The 19902-nt window shown below is 73.0% G+C and carries 19 protein-coding genes; 13 read left to right on the top strand and 6 right to left on the bottom strand.

Translation table 11 applies throughout. The annotated features are described in order from the left end of the window. The first annotated feature begins 3 nt into the window (after positions 1-3). The gene (locus CLV68_RS16500; protein ID WP_211346566.1) at positions 4-1074 is read left to right on the top strand and encodes a methyltransferase; all 1071 of its coding nucleotides are present in this window, start codon (positions 4-6) and stop codon (positions 1072-1074) included. On the opposite strand, the gene CLV68_RS16495 is transcribed toward CLV68_RS16500, so the two are convergent. Beyond that, positions 1018-1425, bottom strand: coding sequence for a hypothetical protein (locus CLV68_RS16495; RefSeq protein WP_121391707.1), 408 nt, complete (start codon positions 1423-1425; stop codon positions 1018-1020). The genes CLV68_RS16500 and CLV68_RS16495 overlap by 57 nt on opposite strands. A 178-nt stretch (positions 1426-1603) precedes the next feature. Between CLV68_RS16495 and CLV68_RS33970 the strand changes: the two genes are divergently transcribed. Beyond that, on the top strand, positions 1604-1768 hold the full coding sequence (locus CLV68_RS33970; RefSeq protein WP_170224372.1) for a hypothetical protein: 165 nt from the start codon (positions 1604-1606) through the stop codon (positions 1766-1768). After that, the gene (locus tag CLV68_RS16490; protein WP_121391704.1) at positions 1755-3071 is read left to right on the top strand and encodes an amidase; all 1317 of its coding nucleotides are present in this window, start codon (positions 1755-1757) and stop codon (positions 3069-3071) included. The genes CLV68_RS33970 and CLV68_RS16490 overlap by 14 nt, the downstream gene beginning before the upstream one ends. Before the next feature lie 6 nt (positions 3072-3077). On the opposite strand, the gene CLV68_RS16485 is transcribed toward CLV68_RS16490, so the two are convergent. The 4 genes from CLV68_RS16485 to CLV68_RS16470 are packed head-to-tail and all read right to left on the bottom strand — an operon-like array spanning position 3078 to position 5408. Then, the gene (locus tag CLV68_RS16485) at positions 3078-3707 is read right to left on the bottom strand and encodes a response regulator (RefSeq protein ID WP_121391701.1); all 630 of its coding nucleotides are present in this window, start codon (positions 3705-3707) and stop codon (positions 3078-3080) included. After that, the gene (locus tag CLV68_RS16480) at positions 3704-3913 is read right to left on the bottom strand and encodes an ATP-binding protein (protein ID WP_121391698.1); all 210 of its coding nucleotides are present in this window, start codon (positions 3911-3913) and stop codon (positions 3704-3706) included. The genes CLV68_RS16485 and CLV68_RS16480 overlap by 4 nt, the downstream gene beginning before the upstream one ends. Then, the gene (locus tag CLV68_RS16475) at positions 3910-4326 is read right to left on the bottom strand and encodes an ATP-binding protein (protein ID WP_121391695.1); all 417 of its coding nucleotides are present in this window, start codon (positions 4324-4326) and stop codon (positions 3910-3912) included. The genes CLV68_RS16480 and CLV68_RS16475 overlap by 4 nt, the downstream gene beginning before the upstream one ends. After that, the gene (locus tag CLV68_RS16470; protein WP_121391692.1) at positions 4323-5408 is read right to left on the bottom strand and encodes a sensor histidine kinase; all 1086 of its coding nucleotides are present in this window, start codon (positions 5406-5408) and stop codon (positions 4323-4325) included. The genes CLV68_RS16475 and CLV68_RS16470 overlap by 4 nt, the downstream gene beginning before the upstream one ends. A 151-nt stretch (positions 5409-5559) precedes the next feature. Between CLV68_RS16470 and CLV68_RS16465 the strand changes: the two genes are divergently transcribed. Further along, the gene (locus CLV68_RS16465; RefSeq protein WP_121391689.1) at positions 5560-6138 is read left to right on the top strand and encodes a hypothetical protein; all 579 of its coding nucleotides are present in this window, start codon (positions 5560-5562) and stop codon (positions 6136-6138) included. A 55-nt stretch (positions 6139-6193) separates the two neighbouring features. Here CLV68_RS16465 and CLV68_RS16460 read toward each other — a convergent pair whose 3' ends face one another. Then, complete coding sequence (locus tag CLV68_RS16460; RefSeq protein ID WP_121391686.1) at positions 6194-6775, bottom strand: TetR/AcrR family transcriptional regulator; 582 nt, start codon at positions 6773-6775, stop codon at positions 6194-6196. A gap of 53 nt (positions 6776-6828) precedes the next feature. Between CLV68_RS16460 and CLV68_RS16455 the strand changes: the two genes are divergently transcribed. The 9 genes from CLV68_RS16455 (at position 6829) to CLV68_RS16415 (ending at position 19900) form a co-directional block, all read left to right on the top strand. Continuing rightward, entirely contained in the window at positions 6829-7311 is a 483-nt protein-coding gene (locus tag CLV68_RS16455) for an FBP domain-containing protein (protein ID WP_121391684.1), read from the top strand. A gap of 390 nt (positions 7312-7701) precedes the next feature. Further along, positions 7702-10569, top strand: coding sequence for an AfsR/SARP family transcriptional regulator (locus CLV68_RS35670; RefSeq protein ID WP_281274670.1), 2868 nt, complete (start codon positions 7702-7704; stop codon positions 10567-10569). 333 nt (positions 10570-10902) lie between these two features. Then, a complete protein-coding gene (locus CLV68_RS16445) occupies positions 10903-12117 on the top strand; it encodes a helix-turn-helix domain-containing protein (RefSeq protein WP_246009911.1) in 1215 nt (404 codons plus the stop codon). Further along, positions 12114-13547, top strand: coding sequence for a lyase family protein (locus CLV68_RS16440; RefSeq protein WP_121391678.1), 1434 nt, complete (start codon positions 12114-12116; stop codon positions 13545-13547). The genes CLV68_RS16445 and CLV68_RS16440 overlap by 4 nt, the downstream gene beginning before the upstream one ends. Continuing rightward, positions 13544-14791 (top strand): ATP-grasp domain-containing protein, encoded by a 1248-nt coding sequence (locus CLV68_RS16435; protein WP_121391675.1) that lies wholly within the window; start codon positions 13544-13546, stop codon positions 14789-14791. The genes CLV68_RS16440 and CLV68_RS16435 overlap by 4 nt, the downstream gene beginning before the upstream one ends. 124 nt (positions 14792-14915) lie before the next feature. Further along, complete coding sequence (locus CLV68_RS16430; RefSeq protein ID WP_246009910.1) at positions 14916-15317, top strand: cobalamin B12-binding domain-containing protein; 402 nt, start codon at positions 14916-14918, stop codon at positions 15315-15317. Beyond that, entirely contained in the window at positions 15314-17593 is a 2280-nt protein-coding gene (locus tag CLV68_RS35885) for an amino acid--tRNA ligase-related protein (RefSeq protein WP_121391668.1), read from the top strand. Before CLV68_RS16430 ends, CLV68_RS35885 begins: the two co-directional genes overlap by 4 nt. Further along, positions 17590-18876 (top strand): glutamate synthase-related protein, encoded by a 1287-nt coding sequence (locus CLV68_RS16420; RefSeq protein ID WP_121391665.1) that lies wholly within the window; start codon positions 17590-17592, stop codon positions 18874-18876. The genes CLV68_RS35885 and CLV68_RS16420 overlap by 4 nt, the downstream gene beginning before the upstream one ends. Before the next feature lie 64 nt (positions 18877-18940). Further along, a complete protein-coding gene (locus CLV68_RS16415) occupies positions 18941-19900 on the top strand; it encodes a GHMP family kinase ATP-binding protein (RefSeq protein ID WP_246009909.1) in 960 nt (319 codons plus the stop codon). Positions 19901-19902 lie beyond the last annotated feature (2 nt).

Below are 19902 nucleotides of genomic sequence, written 5' to 3'. Positions count from 1 at the left end.
CACATGACCGCGGAAGCCACGCTCGCGCGTTTCCGGGAATACATGGTGGGACCGGCGCGGTTCATGAACCTGTTGTCCTGCTTCGAGTTGGGCATCGTCGACGAGCTGCGGGCGCGACCGGGACTGACCGCGGCCGAGCTGGGCGGCGCGGTCGGTGCCAAGGCCGCGGCCATCGAGCAGATGCTGTTCCTGCTGGTGAAGGAGGGTTTCGTCGCGCACGACGAGACCTCGGGCGGGTACCGCCTCGACGCGCTCGCCGACGTGCCGGAGGCGGAACTGGCGGGCGTGGTCGACTTCATGCACTTCATCAAGGTCGTCACGCTGCGGCAGCTGTTCCACCTCACCGAGAGCGTGCGCAGCGGCACCCTCGTCGGCCTGAGCGAGTTCTACGGGTTCGAGGGCACCCTCTACGAGGCCGCCGCCACGCACAAGGACATCGGCGACCCGTGGTCGCGGGTGATGAACGCGACCACCGCCCGCATCGACCCGTGGTTCTTCGCCAACATCGACGTCCCGGCGGGCTCGCGGGTGCTGGACCTGGCGGGCAACACCGGCCTCGGCGCGATCCACACCTACCGGCACAAGGCGTCGCCGGGGCTGACCGTCACGACCTTCGACCTGCCGGAGCGGGAAGAGGACTGCCTGCGCAACTTCCGCGAGCACGGCGTGGAAGAGCACTGCTCGTTCATCGGCGGCGACGTGTTCGTGGCCATCCCGGGCGGCTTCGACGTGGTGCTGATCAAGCACTTCGTCGACATGTGGGACAAGGACGACGTCCTGCGGATCCTCTCCGGCGTCCGCGACGCGCTGGAGCCCGGCGGCCAGGTGCACATCCTGGTGCCGATCTACCCGGAGGACGTGCACGACACCGACAACTACACCATCGACTTCTTCCCCAGCTTCTTCCTCGGCTGCTCGATGGGCTACGGCGGCCCCCAGAAGCTCTCGGTCTACCGCGCGTGGCTGGAGGAGTCCGGCTTCACCGTCACCCAGACCCTCGCCAAGGACCCCGCCGACCTACCCCGCTACGCCCTCCCCGTCCAGGCCATCCTCTCCGCCACCAAACCGCTCTGACCCCAACCACCGCATCGCCGCGTCGGCGCTGTCGCCCGGCCCCCGGTTGAACGCGACAGCCGCCTTCGGCGCGTACCGGTGCACGAGGTTGATCACGACCTCGAAGAACTCCAACAACCCCTCGTCCCGCCGGATCCCGCCCCCGACCACCACGCACGCGTACTCCACGGCCCTGAGCGCGCCGACGATCGCCCCCTCCGGATCGTCGTCCACCGCCACCAGGCACAGGTCCGACTCGATCCCCAACTCCGCGAACCGCGCCTGCCCCCGCACGACGGCCGCCTGGATCGGTCGCGGGTCCCACCCCCGCGACCTGGCCGGATCGAGCCCGATCACCAACACCCGCCCCATGGTCCCTCCCCGTGGTCGCCCCTCCCGGATCTTGTCACACTCCGGCAGAGGGCATCTCGGGCTTCGGAGCCGGTTGCCGCGGAATGTCTCTTGTGGACGGATGTCGGGTGGGCGCTGTGTTGCCTCCGGGAGTGCCGCGCCGTACGGTTCGATCAAAGGTGACCCGCTGGAGGAGCGCATGTCCGATTCCGCGCCGGACTCGGCCGTGCGGGTGGGTCTTCCCCCGTCCGCCGAGGTGGCCGATCTCGCCCGGCACATCCAGGACGTGGTCTCGGTGCTGCGCGAGTTGGACCTGGGCGACACCGAGCCGTATCGCGCGGAGGTGCCCGATGCGGCCGTGTGAGCTGACACTCACCGCCGCTGCCCGTGCCATCGGTGATCGTGAGCTGTCCCCGGTGGAGCTGGTCGACTCGGTGCTGGAGCGCGTCGCGGAGGTCGATTCCGGTTTCGGCGCCTACGTCCTGGTGACCGCGGACCGGGCGCGCGCGGCGGCTGTGCGGGCCGAGAGTGAGATCGCCGCAGGGAGGCTTCGGGGGCCGTTGCACGGGATCCCGTACGCGCTGAAGGACCTCCTGGACGTGGCCGGGTTGCCCACGACCGCGAGTTCCCGGGTCCGGGCCGGGCATCGGGCCGACGCCGACAGCGCGGTTGCCGCGGGGTTGGCCGCGGCGGGTGGTGCGCTCGTGGGCAAGACGCACACGCACGAGTTCGCGTATGGGCTGATCACCCCGCAGACGGTGAACGCGGTGGACCCGGGTCGGGTCGCGGGTGGGTCCAGTGGTGGTTCGGCTGTCGCGGTGGCGTCGGGCACGGCGGTGTTCGCGCTGGGCACCGACACCGGCGGGTCGATCCGGGTCCCCGCGGCGCTCAACGGTGTGGTCGGGTTGAAGCCGACCCACGGGCTCGTGTCCAGGGACGGTGTGGTGCCGCTGTCGTGGTCGCTCGACCACGTCGGCCCGATCACCCGCACGGTCGCCGACGCGGCACTCGTGTTGCCCGCGTTGACCGGCCGCGAGTACGCGCCCAGCGCGGAGATCGCCTGCCTGCGAGTCGGGGTGCCGCGCGACTTCTACTTCGAGCACGTCGACCCGGAGGTGGAATCCGCTGTCCGCGCGGCCATCGCGCGGCTGGAGTCGCTCGGCGCTCGGCTCGTCGACGTCGACATCCCGATGGCCCGCTACATCCAGGCGACGCAGTGGGGCCTGATGATGTCGGAGGCATCGGCCTACCACGAGCGGACATTGCGCACGGTCCCGGATCTGTACACAGAGGACGTCCGGGCGCTTCTCCTGGCAGGGGAAGCGCTGTCGGCGGGGGACTACCTGCGGGCACAGCGCGCCCGCACCCTCATGCGGCAGGAGTGGCTGCGCCTTCTGGACACTGTGGACGTTGTCGCCGCTCCCAGCTCGGCGCTGACAGCGGTCCCCATCGGACAGAAAGACGTGACCTGGCCGGACGGGACCACCGAAACCGTCCCCAACGCCTACGCTCGCCTCTCACCCCCGGCCAACATCACCGGCCTGCCGTCCCTGAGCGTCCCAGTAGGACACGACAGCGACGGGCTGCCGATCGGCATGCAGCTCATCGGCCACCCGTACGCCGAGGGCGTGCTACTCGGGGCGGGGCTCGCCTACGAGCAGCTGTGAACCCACCTACAGCAGGCCGTGGTCGCGGGCGTACAGGGCGGCCTGGGTGCGGTCGCGCAGGCCGAGCCGGTTGAGGATCCGGGAGATGTGGTTCTTGACCGTGCCCTCGCTCAGGTAGAGGCGGGCGGCGATCTCGCGGTTCGTGGCACCGCCCGCGATCAGGCGGAGCACCTCGGTCTCCCGGGTGGTCAGGGCGTCGGTGGGGGAGGAGGGCGTCGCCCGCAGGGCAGCGGTGACGTGCCTGGCGGCCGCGGCGTCGAGCTGGGTGACACCCGCGTTGGCCAGCCGGACCGCGGCGGCCAACTCGGTCGCGGGCAGGTCCTTGAGCAGGTACCCGGTCGCGCCCGCCCGCAGCGCCTGCACCACGTACTCCTCGTCGTCGAACGTGGTGAGCATGACGACCCGGCAGGCCGGTGCCCTGGTCCGCAGCACGGCCACCGCGGCCACCCCGTCCAGCTCGGGCATCCGGACGTCCATCAGCACCAGGTCCGGGGCCAGGGCGATGGCGCGGTCGATGGCCTCCTTGCCGTCCGCCGCGGTGCCGACGACCTCGATGTCGGCCTGCAGGCCCAGCAGCGAGGCGATGCCCTCGCGGATCAACTGCTGGTCGTCGACCACCAGCACCCGGATACTCATGCCGAGACTCGCAGCGACACGGTAGTGCCCGCCCCGGGCGCGCTGTCCACCCGTACCTCGGCGCCGACCAGCGCTGCCCGTTCCCGTAGCTCGATCGGGCCGAACCCGTCTGTCCGTGCGGGGAGGTCGAATCCGCGGCCGTCGTCGCGGACGGTGAGACCCACCTCCTGTGCGGTGAATGTCACCGTCAGCGCCCGGATGGTCATGCCGAGACTCGCAGCGACGCGGTGGTGCCCGCCCCTGGCGTGCTGTCCACTCGTACCTCGGCGCGGATCAGCGCCGCTCGTTCCCGTAGCCCGACCGGCCCGAATCCGTCTGTCTGCGTGGGTAGGTCGAATCCGTGGCCGTCGTCGCGGACGGTGAGACCCACGTCCTGTGCGGTGAATGCCACCGTCAGCGCCCGGATGGTCATGCCGAGACCCGTAGCGACACGGTGGTGCCCGCCCCACGGCGCGCTGTCCACTCGTACCTCGGCGCGGATCAGCGCCGCTCGTTCCCGTAGCCCGATCAGGCCGTACCCGTCTGTCTGCGTGGGTAGGTCGAACCTGCGGCCGTCGTCGCGGACGGTGAGACCCACCTCCTGTGCGGTGAATGTCACCGTCAGCGCCCGGATGGTCATGCCGACACCCGCAGCGACACGGTGGTGCCCGCCCCCGGCGCGCTGTCCACCCGCACCTCGGCGCCGACCAGCGCCGCCCGTTCCCGTAGCCCGATCAGGCCGAACCCGTCTGTCCGTGCGGGGAGGTCGAATCCGCGGCCGTCGTCGCGGACGGTGAGACCGACCTCCCGCGCGGTGAACGCCACCGTGACCTCCACCCGGGTGGCCGCGCTGTGCCTGCGGGCGTTGGTCAGTGCTTCCTGCGCGGTCCGGTACAGCGTGGTGACCGCGGCCTGGCCGATCGGGCGCTCGACCCCGTCGACCCGCAGGGTCACCTCGGGGGCGGTGCCGTCGACCAGTCCGGCCAAAGCCGCGGTCAGGGACACGGGCGTGCGCAACGCCCCCACCGAGGCCCGTACGTCGGCCAGCGCCAACCGGGCCGAGCGGCGGGCGTCGGCTACCGCGCGGTCGGCCGTCTCGGCGTCGTGCTCGCGGAACGCCGCCGCCTTCTCCAACTGCACCGAGATCGCGGTCAGGTGGTGGCCGAGGCTGTCGTGGATGTCCCTGGCCACCCGGTTGCGCTCGGTGGCCGCCGACAGCTCACCGACCCGCGCCGCGGCGGCCCGCTCCCGCAGCACCGCGTCGGCCATCGCGACTGCCAGCACGACCCCCATGCCGAACATCAACAGGTCGGACACGTACACCGCGTCCCGGTACCAGCCGGGGACCCACACCGCGAAGCCCGCGACCAGCACCGCGAGGCACACCCCGCCGGACACCAGGCCGACCACCCGCCCCAGGCTCAGGTACGCCAGGAAGGGCACCAGCACGAACAGCGCGCGCGACAACCCCGACCCGTCCAACGCCGCCGCGCAGGCGAACAACGCCAACCGCAGCACCAGGAACGCCACCGCCGTGCGCCGCCCGCGGTCCAGGCGCGCGGCCAGCCGCTCGACCGCGAACAGCGCGACCAGGCACGCGCCGAACCCCGCTGTCCTCAGTGGATGGACGACGCCGAGACCGGCTGCCGCGTAGTACAACCCGGCCGCCAGCACGATCCCGTACACCGCGCTGGTCACCCAGGGCGCCGTCCGCTCAGTCACGAGCCGAGCGTACGCCGCCGCGCCGGTTGTCCACAGGGCACATGACTTCCGGCCGGGGGAGTCGTGACCAGGGCGTGCCCGCCGACACTTCCGGCTGGCCGGTGCCCGTTCCTAGCCTCGGTCCGACCACTGAGCGAGGAGAACTCCTGCCATGAACCCCACCCTGACCCGGCTCGGCACCTACAGCGGCATCGCCGCGGGCGCGCTGATCGCCCTGCCCGCCGCCGTCGAGACCGTCACCGGCGAGACCGCGGCCACCAGCTTCCTGCTCGGCCTCTCGCCCGCGCTCGCCGTGCCCCTGCTCGTCGTCCTGCACCTGCGCCAAGCCGACGCCAGCGGCTCGTTCGGCGCCATCGCCGCCGTCGCCAACCTGCTCGGTCTCGGCCTCTTCGGCGGCGCCGCGTTCATGCTCAACATGGGCGTGTTCTACCTGCCGGAGGCGACGGCGAAGGAACTGCTGCAAGGTCCGCCCAAGGTGGCCCTGCTGGGAAGCGCCCTGGTCTTCACGGTCGGCTCGGTCCTGTTCGGCATCGCCATGGTCCGCGCCAGGGTCTTCCCGCGAATCCCGTCGCTGGTCTACATCGGCGCCCTTCCCGCCCTGGCGTTGGCGGCACCACTGCCGGACACCTTGGTGACGAGTTCGCTGCATGTCATCTGCGGTGCCACCCTGGTCTGGCTCGCACTGTCACTCGTCCGCGACCGTCGCGAGTCGGCCCTGTCGGCTGGCTAGCGTGGTGCCGCGCTCGTCTGGTTCGTGCTGGCGCCGCGTGACCGCTCAGAGTTGGCTATGTCGGCTGGCCGGCGTGCGGCCAGTGTGTGAGCAGGGCGTCGAGGGCGTCCAGGGTCGCGGACCAGGAGGCGTCGGGGGTGCGGGGGGTGTGGCGGAAGCGGCCGGTCGATTCCAGGGTGACGTAGCCGTGGAAGGTGCTGTGGAGCAGGCGGATGGCGTCGGTCTGGGCGGGCTCGGGGAGGTGGTAGCCGCGCAGGAGGGCGCGGGTCATCTCCGAGTGCCGGACGGCGGCGCTGGTGGCCATCGTGTCGTCGTCGAGGTCTAGTTGGGCGGCGGTGTACCGGCCGGGGTGGCGCAGGGCGTAGTCGCGGTGGGCGTTGGCGAAGGCGACCAGGGCGTCCTTGCCCGCGCGGCCCGCCAGCGCGGTGGCGACGCGGTCGGCGAGCTCGGCCAGCGCCAGCAGCGCGACCCGGACCCGCAGGTCGTGCGCGTTCTTGACGTGCGAGTACAGGCTCGCGTCGCGGACCCCGAACCGCCGGGCGAGCATGGCGACGGTCACCTTCTCGAAGCCGACCTCGTCCGCCAGCTCGGCCGCCGCCACCGCCAGCCGCTCGACCGTCACCCCGGCCCGTGCCACGCGCTCTCCCTATGCCGGTTATTCACTTGCCTAGGGATACTAGGCTAGTCCCTATGTTGCCGGTATCCGAGACCGCTATCCGAGCCTGTCTGGTCAACTGCACCAAGGGCGAGGCCAGACGCCTGGCCGTCCCGCGCGACCTGCCCGACCGACCGTGGCCCGACCTCGACTTCCTCGGCTGGCGCGACCCCGCCGCCCGCGAACGCGCCTACCTGGTCGCCGAGACCCCCGACGGCCTCGTCGGCGTGGCCCTGCGCGTCGCCCCGCAACCCACCCAGGCCCGCCGCGGCATGTGCTCCCTCTGCCTCACCACCCACCCCGGCACCGGCGTCTCCCTGATGACCGCCCGCAAACCCCGCCAGCCCACCAACTCGGTCGGCACCTACATCTGCACCGACCTGGCCTGCTCCCTCTACCTGCGCGGCAAGAAGCCCCTCGAGCCCGGCGGCCGCGTCCACGAGACCCTGACCCTGGCCGAGAAGGTCGACCGCACCACCGCCAACCTGGTCGGCTTCCTCAACCGAGTCCGCGAGTAGCCCCCGCGGTCGCTCCACACAGGACTACTGCCACCCGCGCCGCCGTGCCGCACCCGGCCGCGGTCGACCCCTGCCGCGCCGGTCGCCGTGGTGCTTTCCCGACAACCTGGTACCCGGGGACATCCCACGGCGCAATTCCAGTGCGGGCGAGTTCCGGCAAATGGGGACGAGAGGGGCAGGCGTCCGGTCAGCGCGGGGCGGCCGAATGGACCAAGGGGCGGCGATTGTCCGGAAGTGCCGTCACTCGCTCGGAGCATGGGGGACCCGGCGCGGGTTGATATCATTTCCTATTCGCCCTGAATCGGACGGGCGGCGGTTATCAGGTGATGGCCTCGCGGCAGGTAACTCCCTTACAGTGAAACCGACGCCGCCGTCCACGGGGGGATGCGAGTGAGCCCGAGCGAGGGGGTGCCCGCCGCGGCGCCGGACTACCGGATCCTGGGTCCGCTCGAGGTCGGCACCGGGGCGAGCACCAGGCTCAGGGTGGCGCCGGGGCGGCAGCAGGTCGTGCTCGGCGCGCTGTTGCTGGAGCCGAACCGGGTGGTCAGCATCGCGCAGCTGGTCGACACCGTGTGGTACGAGGACCCGCCCGCGACCGCGCGCACCCAGGTGCAGATCTGCGTGTCGTCGCTGCGCGCCAAGCTGACCGAGGCCGCGAGCGGGGCCGCCATCGTCACCCGCCCGCCGGGGTACCTGCTGCGCGTCGACGAGGACGGCATCGACGGCCACCGCTTCGCCGCGATGGTCTCCGAGGCGACGGCGTTGACCGCGGCGGTGCGGTTGGCGGAGGCCGCGACCCTCCTGCGGGCCGCCGACGCGCTGTGGCGCGGCCCGGCGCTGTCCGGGATCCCGAGCCGCATCCTGCAGGTCCGCGCGGGCCAGCTCGACGAGAGCAGGCTCAACGCCGTCGAGTCGCGCTTCGACCTGGAGCTGCGCCTGGGCCGCCACCACCAGCTCGTCGGCGAGATCGCCACCCTGCTCAACGAGCACCCCCTGCGCGAACGCGCCCGCGGCCAGCTGATGCTCGCCCTGCACCGCGCCGGACGCCAGAGCGAGGCGCTCCAGGTCTACCGCGAGGGCCGCGAGCTGCTGGTGGAGCAGTTCGGCCTGGAACCGGGTGACGAGCTGCGCAGGCTGGAGCGGGCGATCCTCGCCGACGACGACACCCTGCGCGTCGCCCCGGCCCGCGTGGTGTCCACTCAGGACCGAACCGGTCGGGTGGCGCCGCCGCCTGCCGGGCCGACCGAGGTCCCGCTGCAACTGCCCGGCGACATCGCCGACTTCGCGGGCCGCGCCGACCTGGTGGCGCGCACCGAGGACCTGCTGCTCGAGGGCGCGGGCCGGGCGGCGACCCGCGTGGTCGTGCTGCTCGGCAAACCGGGCATCGGCAAGACCGCGCTCGCCGTCCACGTGGCGCACCGGTTGTCGTTCGACGACTTCCCCGACGGCCAGCTCTACTGCGACCTCGGCGGCACCCGGGCCCGCGCGGTCAGCGCCGCCGAGGCGCTCGGCCGGTTCCTGCGCGCGTTGGGCGTCCCCGGCTCGTCGGTGCCGGACGTCCTCGCCGAGCGCGCCGAGATGTACCGCAGCCTGCTGGCCCGGCGCCGGATGGTCGTGCTGCTCGACGACGCCGCGGCCGAGACCCAGGTGCGCAACCTGTTGCCGGGCACCAGCGGCTGCGTCGTGCTGATCACCAGCCGGGCGCGGCTCACCGGGCTGGCCGGCGCCAGGCTGGTCGACGTGGAGGTCATGGACCACGCCCAGGCCCACCGGCTGCTGACCACCGTGGTCGGCCAGGAGCGGGTCGACGCCGAGCCGGTCGCGGCCGCCGAGCTGATCGAGGTGGCCAGCGGTCTCCCGCTGGCGCTGCGCATCCTCGCCGCCCGGCTGGCCGCGCGCCCGGGCCGGTCGCTGGCGTGGATGGTGCGGCGGCTGGTCGACGAGCACCGCAGGCTCGACGAACTGGCGCACGGCGACCTGGCCGTGCGGGCGAGCGTCGCCCTGAGCTACGACGGCCTGCCCCCGGACGCCCGCAGGCTGGTGCGGCGGTTGAGCGTGCTCGACGTGTCGAGCGTGCCGGTGTGGGTGGCCGACGCGTTGCTCGACGACGACTCCCAGCGCACGGCCGACCTGTTGGAACTGCTGGTGGACGAGCAGATGCTGGAGGAGACCGAGGACGCGTCCGGGCTGCGCTACCGCTTCCACAACCTCATCCGCCTCTTCGCCAGGGAACGACTGGAGGCCACCGAGACCCCGGGGGAGCGCAGGCGGTCGGTGAGCCGGGTCGCCGACGGCTGGCTGACCCTCGCGGGCGAGGCACACCGGCGCATCTACGGCGGCGACTACGCGATCCTGCGCGGCGTTGAACCGCGTTGGGTGCCGGGGGCGGAGTACCTGGCGCGCGTGCACGAGGATCCGTTGGCGTGGCTGGAATCCGAGCGCGTCACGTTGTGCGCCGCGGTCGAGTTGACGGCGGCGGCCGGGCTCGACGAGATCTGCTGCGAGCTGGCGATCACGCTGGTGACCCTGTTCGAGTCCGGGTGCTACTTCGAGGACTGGGAGCACACGCACCTGCGCGCGCTGGAGGTGGCCGAGGCGGCGGGCAACCGGCGCGCGCTGGCGGTGCTGCGGTGCTCGCTGGCGTCGCTGCACCTGAGCCGCGGCAGGCTGTCGGCGGCGCAGGAGCTGCTGGAGCCGGTGCTGGTGGAGTTCACCGAACTCGGCGACGTCCACGGCCAGGCGATGGCCCGCCGCAACCTGGCTCTGGTCGACCACCTGCGGGGCGACCTCGACCCGGCGCTGATGGGGTACCGGGTGGCGTTGGCCCAGTTCCGCACCGCCGGTGACCCGGTGGGGCAGGCGCACGTGCTGTGCCAGATCGCGCAGCTCGACCTCGACGCCGAGCAGTTGGCCGCCGCGGAGACGAACCTCGTCGCGGCGTTGGAGATCTGCGGCCGCGTAGGCAGTAGGCGCGTGGAGGTGCAGGTGCGGTTCCGGTTGAGCGGGTTGCTGGTTGCGCAGGGCCAGTTCCGGCAGGCGGACGCCGAGTTGGCCGAACTGCTGGTCGCCGTGCGGTCCACCGGGGACGTGGTCGGCGAGGGCCGGGTGCTGCACCGGCTGGGGACCGTGAAGGCGTTGCTGGGGCGGACCGACGAGGCGGTCGCCGTGCTCACCGAGGCGTTGGCGCTGCGGGAGCGGACGATGGACCTGAGCGGCGCAGCCGAGGTCCGCAAGGAGCTGGCCAGGCTGACCGGCTGAGCTCAGCCGCCCCAGGGGGTGTCGCCGAGGGTGGCCGTGGCGGCGCTGGGGGCGGCGGCGGTGATCCCGGTAGCGGTGGTGCTGGCGGTGTTGGTCATCTGATTCCCCTTTTCCCGGGGCCGGTATTCGCTCTCCGACCGTCTGTGCCAACGGTAGGAACGCCCGGCATCGCGGGGTTATCGCCCGCGCCGCCCGGTCGCTTGGCCCCGTGATAACGCGGCGATAAGCGCGTGCCGATGCTGGAGACACGGGACGCCGCGACCTCGTTCGGCGTGGGAGAACGTGATGGGAAGTGAAATGCGCATACCGCACACGCGTCGGGATTTCGGCGAATTGCTCAGAATCCACCGCATCCGCAGGGCCGCCACCCAGCACCAGTTGGCCGGGTTGTCCACGGTCAGCGTCCGGGCCATCCGCGACCTGGAGCTCGGCAAGGCGCACCGGCCGCGCCGCGACACCGTGCGGCTGCTCGCCGACGGCCTCGGGCTCACCGGGCGGGAGCGGGTGGAGTTCGAGACCGCCTCGGCCGCTCCCGGTTGGGCCACCCCGGCCCACGACCTCACCGCCGCCCCGCCGCCCGCGCCGCTGGACGCCATCGTGGGTCGCGACGCCGAGGTCGCCGTGCTGACCGAGCTGGCCAGGTCCGGCAGCCAGCGGCTGGTCACCGTGGTCGGACTGCCCGGCGTCGGCAAGTCGCGGGCGGTGCTGGAGGTGGCGGGCGCGCTCGGTGACCTGCCGGTCCTGTGGAGCGACGCGGCCGCCGAGCCCGCGCCGGACACGCTGGCCGCGCTGGTCCGCGCCGCGCTCGGGTCGCCGGGTTCGGCTCGTGGGGCCGACATGGCCGCCGCGCACCTGGCCGAACTGGTCGGTGCCGCCGCGGCGGTGCTCGTCCTCGACGGGTACGACCGCGACGATGTCGACCGCGCGGCGCTCCCGGTCCTGCTCCAGCGCTGCCCCGGTTTGCGGATCGTGCTCACCACCCGCGTCCCGTGGGGTTTGGCGGGCGAGCGGGTGTTCCCCCTGGGGCCGTTGGCCGTCCCGGCGCCCGACGCCGACCCGGAGTCCGTGCCGTCCGTCCGGTTGCTGAGATCGCACCTGTCCCGATTACAGCCGGGGTTCACCCACACCGCGACCGGCGTGGGCGCCCTGTGCCGCGCGCTCGACGGCATCCCCTCGGCGCTGGAGGCCGCCGCGTCCGCGCTGACGGTCTACCCCCTGGCCGAGCTGGTCGAGGAGTTGGCCGACGACCCGTTCGACATCGCGGGCGAGCACCTCGACACCCACCTGCGCCGCGCGGTCGCCACGCTCGACGCGCCGGTGGCCGCGCTGCTGTCGCGGCTGGTCGGGCTGCGCGGGGGCTGGTCGATGACCGACGCCGTGCGGGCCAGTGGGCTGCGCGCCGGGGTGTGCGCGCCGCTGGTGCGCGCCCTGCTCGTGCGCGGGCTGGTGCGCTGCGCCGACGACACCGATCGGACCCGGTTCACCGTGCTGGGCCTGGTGACCGCGCTGTACCGCGCCCGGCGCCTGACCGCCAAGGAGGCGATGTGACCGCCACGCTCGACACCGGCAGGCTCTCGACGGGTCTGCGCGCCCGCACCGCCGCGATGATCTTCGGTACCACCCCGGCGGAGCTGACCGGGGAACTGCGCCTGATCTCGACCGTCGACCTGGCGCACGTGGTCATGCTCGCCGGCCAGGGTCTGCTGGACGCCGACACCGCCAGGGTGCTGCTGCGGGAGATCCGGTCGCTGCGCGCCGAGGACTTCGTGTCCCTGCACGGGTTGCCCGCTCCGCGCGGGGCGTACCTGATGTACGAGAACCAGCTCGCGGCCCGCCTCGGCGAGGACGTCGGCGGCACGCTGCACACCGGTCGGTCCCGCAACGACCTCAAGGCCACCACGACGATCCTGGGCCTGCGGGCCTGGCTCACCGATTTCCTCACCGAGGCGCTGCGGCTGGAGGCGGTGCTGCTGGGCCGGGCGCGGGCGTACCGCGGTGTCGTGATGCCGGTGTACACGCACTTCCAGGCCGCGATGCCGATCACCTACGGGCACTACCTGCTGGGCGTCGCCGTGGCGCTGGGCCGCGACATCGACGCGGTGCTGTCCGCCGCCGAGGGCCTTTCCCGGTGCCCGATGGGCGCGTGCGCGGTGGCGGGTACCGACCTGCCGCTGGACCCCTCGCTCACCGCGCGCCTGCTCGGGTTCGCCGCCGGTCCGGTGCACGCGGTGGACGCGGTCGCCAGCCGTGACGTCCTGCTGCGGGTGCTGGCCGCGGTGGCCGGGCTGGGGATCACGCTGAGCAGGCTGGGCACCGACCTGCAGCTGTGGAGCAGCGCCGAGTTCGGCATGGTCGCCTTCCCCGACCGGCTGGTCGGCGGGAGCTCGGCGATGCCGCAGAAGCGCAACGCCTTCCTGCTGGAGCACGTCAAGGCCAAGGCGGGCGCCGCGATCGGCGCGTGGACGGCCGCGGCGGCGATGACCAAGTCGACGCCGTTCACCAACACCATCGAGGTCGGCACCGAGGCCGTGGCCGCGGCTCGTCCCGGGTTGGCCGCGGTGTCCGACGCGGTGCTGCTGAGCCAGGTCCTGGTGGGCGGCGCCACCCCCGTCGCGGCGCGGATGACCGAGCGCGCCGAACACGGCTTCACCATGGCCACCACCGCGGCGAACCGCCTGGTCCTCTCGGGAACCCCGTTCCGCACCGCCCACCACACCGTCGGAGCCGCCGTCCGCGACGCGATCGCCGCGGGCACCACCGACCTGGGAGCCCTCGGCCTCCCCCCAACCGCCCTACCCGAGGTAGTCACCACGACCGCCCACGGCGGCGGCCCCGGCGCCTTCGACTCGATCTTCACCACGGCGACGGCGTCCGCCGCCGCCCGCGCCACCCTCTGCCGCACGCACCGCGACACCCTGCTGGCCGCGGAATCCCACCTCGACGCCGCCGTCACCGCACTCGCGGGCGGTGCGCGATGAGCGACTGGTTCGTGTTGGTCGAGAGCAACACCACCGGGTCCGGGCAGGTGTTCTGCGCCAGGGCGCGGGCGAGGGGACTGCGGCCGGTCGTGCTCACCGCGTCCCCGGGCCGATACCCGTACCTCGACGAGGACGCCGTCGACAGGCTTGTGGTCGACACCGGTGACCTCGACGCGGTGCTGGCCACGTGCCGGACGTTGTCGCGGGTAGCGGGAGTCACCTCCAGTTCCGAGTACTTCATCGCCACCGCCGCCGAGGTCGCCGCGCGGCTGGGGCTGCCGGGGCCGGATCCGGTGGCGGTGCGGTTGTGCCGGGACAAGGCGTGGCAGCGGAGGACCCTGGCGAGGGCCGGGGTCGCGGTGCCCGGGTTCCGGGTCATCACCACCGACGCGGTCGACGGGGTGCTCGCGGCGCGGGAGTTGGGGTTCCCGGTCGTGGTCAAGCCTGCCACCGGGTCGGGGTCGCTGGGGGTCAGGCTGTGCGCCGACGAGGACGAGGTCGCGAGGGCGGTCGGGCTGCTGCTGGCCAACACGACCGACGAGCGGGGCGCCCCGCGTGAGCCCGTGGTGCTGGTCGAGCGGTTCGCGCGCGGCCGGGAGTTCTCCGTCGAGACCGTGGGCGACACGGTCGCGGGTGTCACCGGCAAGCACCTCGGCGTGCCGCCGTACTTCGTGGAGACCGGGCACGACTTCCCCGCCCGGGTGCGCGACTCCGAACGCGACGAACTGGTCGACACCACCCTCAAGGCCCTCACCGCACTCGGGGTCGGGTGGGGCGCGGCGCACACCGAGTTGCGGCTCACCCCGGCCGGACCGGTGCTGATCGAGGTCAACCCCCGGCTGGCGGGCGGCATGATCCCGGCGGTCGTGGCGGCCGCGACCGGGCTCGACCTGGTCGACGCCTGTGTGGCGCGCGCCTGCGGGCAACCGCCACCCCCGGCGGTCGGCGGTCCCGGGGCGGCGGCGATCAGGTTCGTGCTGGCCCGGGGCCCGGGCGTCGTCAGCGCCGTCACCGGGCTGAGCGAGGCCGCCGCCCTGCCCGGGGTGGCGGCCGCGAAGGTCACCACCGCCGTCGGTGCGCGGCTGGGCGAGCCGACCGGGTCGTTCCAGGACCGGGTCGGCCACGTGATCACCACCGCGGGCGCGTCCCCGACCGCCGCGGCACGGGCCGAGGCGGCGCTCGCCGCCGTCGGGGTCGCGGTGTCGCGCACCACGCACGCAGACGCCCTGCGGCTGCCGCGCTAACTGCCGCTCGGCGCCACCGCCGGGCCCTACCGTTCCCTGAGGACCGGAAACCCCGGGAACCCAAGCCGGACAACGACTCTTGTGAGCGTGGATGATGATGTCCCCACCTTCGGGGGAGCCGGTCGTGATCAGCGGCACCTCCTCGGACTCGCACACGTGGAACCTGGTCTACCTCCAGTTGCTCGTGCGGGAGCTGGGCCACCCGGTGCTCAACCTGGGCCCGTGCGTCCCGGACGACCTGCTGGTCGCCGAGTGCGCGCGGACCCGGCCGCGACTGGTCGTGATCAGCACCGTCAACGGGCACGGGTACGCCGACGCGGTCCGGGTGGCGCCCCGGCTGCGGGCCAGCCGGGAGCTGGCGGGCACCAGGCTGGTGATCGGCGGCAAGCTCGGCATCCACGGCGCGGCCGCCGCGCAGCGCCGCGACCAGCTCGTGGCGGCCGGGTTCGACCGCGTCTACGAGGAGACCGAGCTGGCCGCCTTCGCCGACGACCTCGCCCGGCTGCGGGTCGGGGTGGCGTCGTGACCGCGGGGTTCGGCGGGTTCGTGGCCAGGGCGCGGGCGGCCGGGCGGCTGGTGGTGCAGCCGAGGATGGGCTTCAGCGACACCGCGACCATGCGCGCCGGGCTCCTGGCCACCAAACGCGTCCCCGCGACAACCGTCGGCACCCTGACCCTCGACAGCTACACCCGCGTCAACGACATCGCCTCGGCCGACCGCGCACTCGCCGAAGGCATACCCCTCAACGGTTACCCCATCGTTTCCTACGGCCCCGAGCGGACCACGACCGTCCTCGACGGCATCCGCGACGCCGGGTTCCCGGTACAGGTGCGCCACGGTTCGGCGCGTCCGCAGGACATCGTGCGCGCCTCCCTGGCCGCCGGTCTCGACGCCACCGAGGGCGGGCCGGTCTCGTACTGCCTGCCCTACAGCAGGATGCCGCTCAGGGACGCCGTCCGGAACTGGTCGCACACGGCCGAGATCCTCGTCAGCGCGCCGAACGCCCACGTGGAGACCTTCGGCGGGTGCATGCTCGGCCAGCTCTGCCCGCCCAGCATGCTCGTCGCCCTCAGTGTCCTCGAAGGACTGTTCTTCGTCCAACACGGACTGCGCAGCGTCTCGTTGAGCTACGCCCAGCAGGTCGACGCGGAGCAGGACGAGGAAGCCGTGCACGCCCTGCGCAGGCTCGCCGCCGACCTGCTGCCCGGAGTGGACTGGCACGTCGTCGTCTACACCTACATGGGCCTCTACCCGACCACCCCGCACGGCGCGGCGGCGCTGCTGGAGAGCAGCGCCCGGCTCGCGGTGCGCTCCGGAGCCGCGCGGCTGATCGTCAAGACCGCCGCTGAGGCCAGGCGGATCCCGACCATCGCCGAGAACGTCGACGCGCTCACCCTGGCCGCCGAGGTCGCCGCCGCCACCCGCTGGGCCGACGCCGAACCCGACGCCGCCGACACCACCGTGCACACCGAGGCCCGCGCCATCGTCACGGCCGTGCTCGGCCTGGCCGACACCGTCGCCGAGGCGCTGCCCGCGGCGTTCCGCCTCGGCTACCTGGACATCCCCTACTGCCTGCACCCGGACAACGCGGGCAGGACCACCAGCGAGATCGACCCGACCGGGCGGCTGCGCTGGGCCGCCACCGGGTCGCTTCCGTTTCGCGCCAGACCCGCCGTCGCGGGCCGAGGACCGACCTCCGCCGGCCTGCTGGCCGCGCTCTCGCACACGCAACGCCGCTTCGACCGCCTGCCCGCCACCGCGGGCCCGGCCGACCGACCCGTCCTGGGAGCACAGATGACCATCACGACACCGGGTCCCACCAGCACCTACCTGCCGCCGTCGCCGCCGGAGCACCTGGCGTCGCCGGTGACCCGCGCCGCGCTGCGCGTGCAGCAGCAGGTGCTCACCGCGGCCAGGTCCTTCCTCTCCGGCGACGGGTTCATCGAGCTGCTGCCGCCGGTGATCGGCCCGGTCACCGACCCGGGGGTGCGCGGCTCCAAGCAGCTCGACGTCGACTACTACGGCCACCGCTACAAGCTGATGACCAGCGGCATCCTCTACAAGCAGGCGTCGCTGCTCGCCTTCGACAAGCTGTTCTTCATCGCCCCCAACGTGCGCGCCGAGCCGGTCGAGACCTGCAACACCCGCCGCCACCTCGCCGAGTTCCACCAGATCGACGTCGAGATCTCCGGCGGCACCCGTGCCGACGCGCGCAGGCTGGCCGAGCGGCTGCTGGTGCACGTCGTGCGGCACGTGCTGCGCACCGCGGGCGACGACCTCGCCGCGCTCGGCCGCGACCCGGTGGTGTTCGCCGAGTTGCTGCGCGAGCCGTTCGACGTGCTCACCCACGCCGAGGCCGTCGCCGCGCTGCACGACCTGCAGTACCCGCAGAGCACCGACGCCGAGATCGAGTGGGAGGGCGAGGAACTGCTCTCGCACAAGGCGCGCAGGCCGTTCTTCGTCACCGACTACCCGAAGGGCTCGCGCGGGTTCTACGACCGCGAGAACCCCGAGTCGCCGGGCACGCTGCGCAACTTCGACCTCATCGTGCCCGGCGGGTACGGCGAGCTGGTGAGCGGCAGCGAGCGCGAGTCCGACTACGCCACGATCGTCACCCGGATGCGGGAGACCGGGGAGAACCCGGCGAAGTACAAGTGGTACCTGGACATGGTCCGCGACGGCATCCCGGCCAGCGCCGGGTTCGGGATGGGCCTGGAGCGGCTCACCCGGTTCCTCACCGGACTCGACTCGGTGTGGCAGGTCAACGCCTACCCCAAGGTCCCCGGCTTGGTGGCGCCATGACCGTCCTGGCGCAGGGCCTGCCGGAGGCCGCGATCCGGGAACGGGCCCGATCCGGTGCCGCCGCGGTGTTCCCGGCGCTGGCGGGCTACGGCGCGCAGGTGTACGGGGAATCGCCCGAGCGGTCCACGGCGGACGAACTGGATCGGATGAGGTTGGTGCCGCCGGTGTTCGTGCCGCGCAGGCTGGAGAAGCTCATCGAGCTCGGCCGGGAGCCGCTGTACTCCGATGTGGACACTCGAACGTCGGTGGGCGGCTTCACCGCCACCCTCCCGCTGTACCTCTCGGCATTCGGCTCGACCCAGCTCGGAAGTACCGGACTCGGCGTGGCAGCGGCCAGGCAGGCGGGCGAGCTGGGCATCCCGATGGTCATCGGCGAGAACGTGGTGCCGGTCAACGGCTACGGTCGGGGCGCCGCCGACGCCGGGGCGATGCTGATGGCCAGGGTCCGCGCCTACCTGGAGCGCGTGCCCGACGACGTCGGCGGTGTGGTGGTGCAGCAGAGCACCGAGGACGCCGACGCCGAGGTGTGGAACCTGGTCTACAGCGACCCCGCCACGGTGCCGCTACTGGCCGAGGGCAGGCTCGCGTTCGAGCTGAAGGTCGGCCAGGGCGCCAAACCCGGGCTCGGCGGGATGACCGTGCTCGACGCCGAGGCGGCACGCCGCGTCGGCGACCAGTTCGCCATCGACGCGATCTTCGCCGACGACCGCGTGCTGCGCTCCAGCAGCCCCGGGACCTTCACCGACGAGATCTTGCGGCAACAGATCCGCCTGATGCGCAACAACTTCCCGCGCGCCAAGGTGTGGGTGAAGCTGCCCGGTGCTCGGGACGTGGCCGCTGCCGCGGCGGTGGCGTGGGCGGCGGGCGCGGACGCGGTGACCGTCGACGGCGCCGAGGGCGGTAGCGGCTGGGCCCCGACGGCGTTCCTGGACACCGTCGGCCTGCCACTGGCCGAATGCCTGCGGCGCATCGGTTCCCCGGGCGGCTGCCTGCTGGCCAGTGGCCGGATGTGGGAGGGCGCGCGGGCGGTGAAGTGCCTGGCGCTGGGTGCCAGAGCCGTCGGACTCGGTCGCGCCGCGCTGGTCGCGGTGGACGAGGACCCCGACCACGGGCTCGTGCGGCTGGTGGCGGCGCTGGCGCTGGAGATGCGGCTGCTGGCGAGCGCGCTGGGCAAGTACACCACCGGCGCGCTCGACGCCGCCGACCTGTGGTTGCCCGGCACCCCGGCAACTGCCGACGTGCTGCCCGCGCTGGTGCCCGGGACGACACCCGGGAATGGCTAGTTTTCCTGCCAGGGCGGCGAAATCACCCAGCTGACCGCGCGACGAGACGGGCTGCGGAGCGGACATGACGATGAGCGAGAAGTGGTACCCGACCGCCGCGGGCGAGTCGGCGATCGGGGTGGTCGAACCGCCACCGGCCCGCACGGGCGTCGCGACGGCGAGCACCCACCACGGCGAGATCCTGCAGGGGATGTTCGAGGACGCCGACGGCAGGCTGCACCGCGGCCTGCTGACGATGCCCTGCGACCTCTACCGCACCCGGGCCACCTACACCCCGGTGAACCTGCCCTCGGTCGTGGTGCGCCAGACCGACAAGGTCAAGGCGCGCCGGGCGGCGGAGGAGACGCTGGCGGTGCTCGGGTGGCCGTGCACCGGCGGCTACCTGGACCTGCGGGGCGAGGTGCCCGCCTCGCGCGGGTTCGGTTCGTCCACCAGCGACGTGCTGGCCGCCATCCGCGCGGTCGCGGACGCCTTCGGCTGCGCCCTGCCCGACTGGTTGGTGGCGCAGTTGGCGGTGCGCGCGGAGACCGCCTCGGACTCGTTGATGTTCGGCGACAACACAGTCCTGTTCGCCCAGCGCGAGGGGATCGTGCTGGAGGACTTCGGCCGCCGGTTGCCCCGCTTGGCCGCCGTCGGCTTTGGGACCAGCAGCACCGGGTCCGGAGTGGACACCCTCGCGCTGCGGCCTGCCGACTACGGCCCCTGGGAGATCGCCCGTTTCCGCGAACTGCGGGCCCAGTTGCGCGTGGCGCTGGCCGCGGGTGACGCCGCCGGGCTCGGCGCGGTCGCCACGGCCAGCGCCGAGATCAACCAACGGCACCTCCCGGTGCCCGGCTTCGACCGGATCACCGCGCTGGTCCGGCGCACGGGGGCGGTCGGCTTGCAGACCGCGCACAGCGGCGACATCGCCAGCCTGCTGTTCGACGCGGCCCAGCCGGACCACCGGCGGCGCTGCGAGCTGGCCAGGCGGCTGCTCGCCGGGATCGGTGTCGACGACGTATGGCTCTTCACGACGGGTGGATGAGG

The sequence above is a fragment of the Actinokineospora cianjurensis genome, assembly GCF_003663795.1.
Lineage (GTDB): Bacteria > Actinomycetota > Actinomycetes > Mycobacteriales > Pseudonocardiaceae > Actinokineospora > Actinokineospora terrae.
This window is presented reverse-complemented; position numbering and strand designations above follow the sequence as displayed.

Bases quoted from the DNA above. Each gene is read 5' to 3' on its own strand.
- CLV68_RS16465 (WP_121391689.1), top strand. From the start codon at position 5,560: ATGAACCCCACCCTGACCCGGCTCGGCACCTACAGCGGCATCGCCGCG.
- CLV68_RS16490 (WP_121391704.1), top strand. From the start codon at position 1,755: ATGCGGCCGTGTGAGCTGACACTCACCGCCGCTGCCCGTGCCATCGGT.
- CLV68_RS16420 (WP_121391665.1), top strand. From the start codon at position 17,590: ATGACCGTCCTGGCGCAGGGCCTGCCGGAGGCCGCGATCCGGGAACGG.
- CLV68_RS16435 (WP_121391675.1), top strand. From the start codon at position 13,544: ATGAGCGACTGGTTCGTGTTGGTCGAGAGCAACACCACCGGGTCCGGG.
- CLV68_RS16455 (WP_121391684.1), top strand. From the start codon at position 6,829: ATGTTGCCGGTATCCGAGACCGCTATCCGAGCCTGTCTGGTCAACTGC.
- CLV68_RS16485 (WP_121391701.1), bottom strand. From the start codon at position 3,707: ATGAGTATCCGGGTGCTGGTGGTCGACGACCAGCAGTTGATCCGCGAG.
- CLV68_RS16480 (WP_121391698.1), bottom strand. From the start codon at position 3,913: ATGACCATCCGGGCGCTGACGGTGACATTCACCGCACAGGAGGTGGGT.
- CLV68_RS33970 (WP_170224372.1), top strand. From the start codon at position 1,604: ATGTCCGATTCCGCGCCGGACTCGGCCGTGCGGGTGGGTCTTCCCCCG.
- CLV68_RS16415 (WP_246009909.1), top strand. From the start codon at position 18,941: ATGACGATGAGCGAGAAGTGGTACCCGACCGCCGCGGGCGAGTCGGCG.
- CLV68_RS16475 (WP_121391695.1), bottom strand. From the start codon at position 4,326: ATGACCATCCGGGCGCTGACGGTGACATTCACCGCACAGGAGGTGGGT.
- CLV68_RS16495 (WP_121391707.1), bottom strand. From the start codon at position 1,425: ATGGGGCGGGTGTTGGTGATCGGGCTCGATCCGGCCAGGTCGCGGGGG.
- CLV68_RS16500 (WP_211346566.1), top strand. From the start codon at position 4: ATGACCGCGGAAGCCACGCTCGCGCGTTTCCGGGAATACATGGTGGGA.